Origin of the sequence: Paracoccus sp. (in: a-proteobacteria) (genome assembly GCF_030538755.1) — a bacterium.
GTDB lineage: Bacteria > Pseudomonadota > Alphaproteobacteria > Rhodobacterales > Rhodobacteraceae > Paracoccus.
Genome location: NZ_JAUNTJ010000047.1, coordinates 1 through 2,869 on the forward strand (window position 1 = coordinate 1; position 2,869 = coordinate 2,869).

Genomic DNA, 2,869 nt, shown 5'->3' on the forward strand with positions numbered 1-2,869 from the left:
CATAGCTTAAGATCTGAGACCAGGATCAAAAGGCGGTCCCAATCGGGCCGTTACGCATCTTCAAACGTCCAGCGCCGCATTACGGCAAGACGCCCGAGCCAGTAACACCCTATCAGCGTGCCGCACAGGTCTGGGACGACCGGATCGGCGCCGCCCGCGTGCAGGCGCGGAACTGGCGGCTGATGGCCTTTGCCTGTCTCGCCATGAGCGCGGGCTTTGCCTCGGCCCTTGTCTGGCAATCGGCGCGGGGCAGTATCGTGCCCTGGGTGGTGCAGGTCGATGAGCTGGGTCAGGCCCAGACCGTCGGCCCCGCCGCCGCCGGATACCGGCCCACGGATGCACAGATCGCCTGGCATCTGGCCCGCTTCATTGAAGAAGTGCGCGGTATCGCCGCCGATCCGGTCATCGTGCGCCAGAACTGGCTGCGCGCCTATGAGTTTACCACCGACCGGGGCGCGGTGGCGCTCAATGATTATGCCCGCAGCAACGATCCCTTTGCGCGGGTCGGCGAGATGCAAATCTCGGTCGATGTCTCGAGCGTGATCCGCGCCTCGCCCGACAGCTTTCGGCTGAGCTGGTCCGAGCGGCGCTATCAGGACGGTGCCCTTGCCGAAACCACGCGCTGGAGCGCCATCCTGACCATCGTGCTGCAACCGCCACGCGACGCCGAGACGCTGCGGGCCAATCCGCTTGGCATCTATGTCCATGCCATCAACTGGTCGAGGGAGGCCACGCCATGATGCTGGTGCGAGATTTCCGCAAGCCCGCCATCCTGTTGTTCGTGGCGCTGCTGGCTGGTTGCGCGGCGCAGGAAGAGCCGTTCCGCTACGATCCGGTGGTCCCGCCATTGCCGACGCCGCCCGCCGCTGTCAGTTCTGCGCCGCGCCCCCTGCATACTCCGCCCGGCTGGACCCCGGCACGCGGCGGGGTGGCAGCGCAGGCCCCGGTCGCGCGGGTCGGCAGTGCCAATGCCGCCGCCCGTGTCGAGCCGCGCCGCGAGGGTTATTACAACGCCATTCAGATCTATCCCTTCAGCGAAGGGGCGCTTTATCAGGTCTATACCGCACCGGGCCAGATCACCGATATCGGGCTGGAGCCGGGCGAGAGCCTCGCCGGGGCAGGGCCGATTGCCGCAGGCGACACGGCGCGCTGGATTATCGGCGATACCACCAGCGGCGCAGGCGCCAGCCAGCGCGTCCATGTTCTGGTCAAGCCGACGCGGCCCGATATCTCGACCAATCTGATCATCGGCACCGACCGGCGGCGCTATCATCTGGAACTGCGCTCGGGCGAAGGGCCTTATATGCCTGCGGTCAGCTGGTCCTATCCGCGCGGCAGTTCGGCCCCGGCGGCCCCGGCACGGGCCGCAGCGCCGGTCATTCCCGCGCCTGCCGCCCGCAACCATCGTTATGCGGTATCGGGCGACAATCCGCCCTGGCGGCCGGCCTCGGTCTTTGATGACGGGCGCCGGGTCTATGTGGTCTTTCCGGGCGGGATCGCGCAGGGCGAGATGCCACCGATCTTCGTTCTTGGCGCGGATGGCGAGCCCCAGATCGTCAATACCCGCATCTGGTCCAATGTGCTGATCGTGGACCGGCTCTTTGCCATGGCCGAACTGCGCCTTGGTGGCGGCGAGCGCCAGCAGGTGGTGCGTATTCTGCGGCGTAACCCGCAGGTTGTCACCGGCACGCGCGCGACCAGCACTGGCAGAAAGGCAGCCCGATGAAAGAAGCTCACCTTGATCCGACGCCGCCGGATGAAGATCCGGCACCCGCTGTCGATGCTACGGCGCCCATGCATCTGAAGGCTGCACCGCCGCCCGTGACCCGGCTGTCGCGCCGCGCGTTGATGGTGATCGGCCTGACCGGAGGGCTGGGCCTCGGCATGGCGCTGATTTATGCGTTGCAGCCGCGCGATTATGGTGAGGGCGGGGCTGAGCTTTATACCACCGGCAATCGTCAGGCCGCCGATGGATTGCAGACCCTGCCGCGCGATTATACCGGCCCGCGCCTTGGCCCGCCACTGCCCGGCGATCTGGGTCGGCCCATTCTCGATGCTCAGACCCGCGGCGAGCCGGTGATACCGCCGGCGATGGACCTTGCTCCCATGCCCGACGAGGCCGAGCAACGCCGTCTGGCCGAGGAAGAGGCCGCGCGCAGCAGCGGGCTGTTCGTGCAGAGCGCGCCCGGCGGCGCGGCACCGGGCCTGATCCTGCCCGATTTTGGGCAAGGTGCCGGTGGGGTGGTGCCGTCCAGCGGGGCCGAGGGCTTCCTCGGGCGCGGTGCGGATCGCCAGCCGGTCGCGCCTGATCGGGTGATGCCGCCTGCCTCGCCCTATCTGTTGCAGGCCGGATCGGTGATTCCGGCGGCGCTGATCACCGGCATCCGCTCGGATCTGCCCGGTCAGATCACCGCGCAAGTGACCGAGAGCGTCTATGACAGCCCCTCGGGACGCTTTCTGCTGATCCCGCAAGGCACCCGGCTGATCGGTGAATATAGTGCCGATGTAGGGTTCGGGCAGCGCCGCGTGCTGCTGGTCTGGACCCGGCTGATCCTGCCGGATGGTCGTTCGCTGGGCCTCGAACGCCTGCCCGGCGCAGACCCGCAGGGCTTTGCCGGGTTGGAGGACGGTGTTGATTATCATGGCTGGGAGCTGATGAAAGCGGCGGGTCTTGCCACCGTGCTGGCTGCCGGTGTGGAACTGGCCGCAGAAGATGCAGATCCGCTTGCCCGCGCCCTGCGCGAAGGTCTGCAAGGCACCATCGGCGATGTCGGTCAGGAAATCGTCAGCCGTCAGCTCGATGTCGCGCCGAGGGCAACGCGGGTCATCGGCCGGTCCTTTCAAAACTCCATGGTCAGCGGCGCACGGC

The 2,869-nt window shown here is 67.4% G+C and carries 3 protein-coding genes; all 3 read left to right on the forward strand.

The window, feature by feature from the left end; genetic code table 11:
- The first annotated feature begins 56 nt into the window (after positions 1 to 56).
- Positions 57 to 740: a conjugal transfer protein TrbF gene (gene trbF / locus Q4G14_RS14995; RefSeq protein WP_303362570.1), complete on the forward strand. Its 684-nt coding sequence runs from the start codon at positions 57 to 59 to the stop codon at positions 738 to 740.
- Complete coding sequence (trbG, locus tag Q4G14_RS15000; protein WP_303362571.1) at positions 740 to 1,726, forward strand: P-type conjugative transfer protein TrbG; 987 nt, start codon at positions 740 to 742, stop codon at positions 1,724 to 1,726. Before trbF ends, trbG begins: the two co-directional genes overlap by 1 nt.
- A gap of 68 nt (positions 1,727 to 1,794) precedes the next feature.
- A partial coding sequence (locus tag Q4G14_RS15005; RefSeq protein ID WP_303362572.1) for a TrbI/VirB10 family protein occupies positions 1,795 to 2,869 on the forward strand: 1,075 nt, incomplete at its 3' end.

Coding starts and splice junctions, on each gene's coding strand:
- trbG (WP_303362571.1), top strand. CDS start 740: ATGCTGGTGCGAGATTTCCGCAAGCCCGCCATCCTGTTGTTCGTGGCG.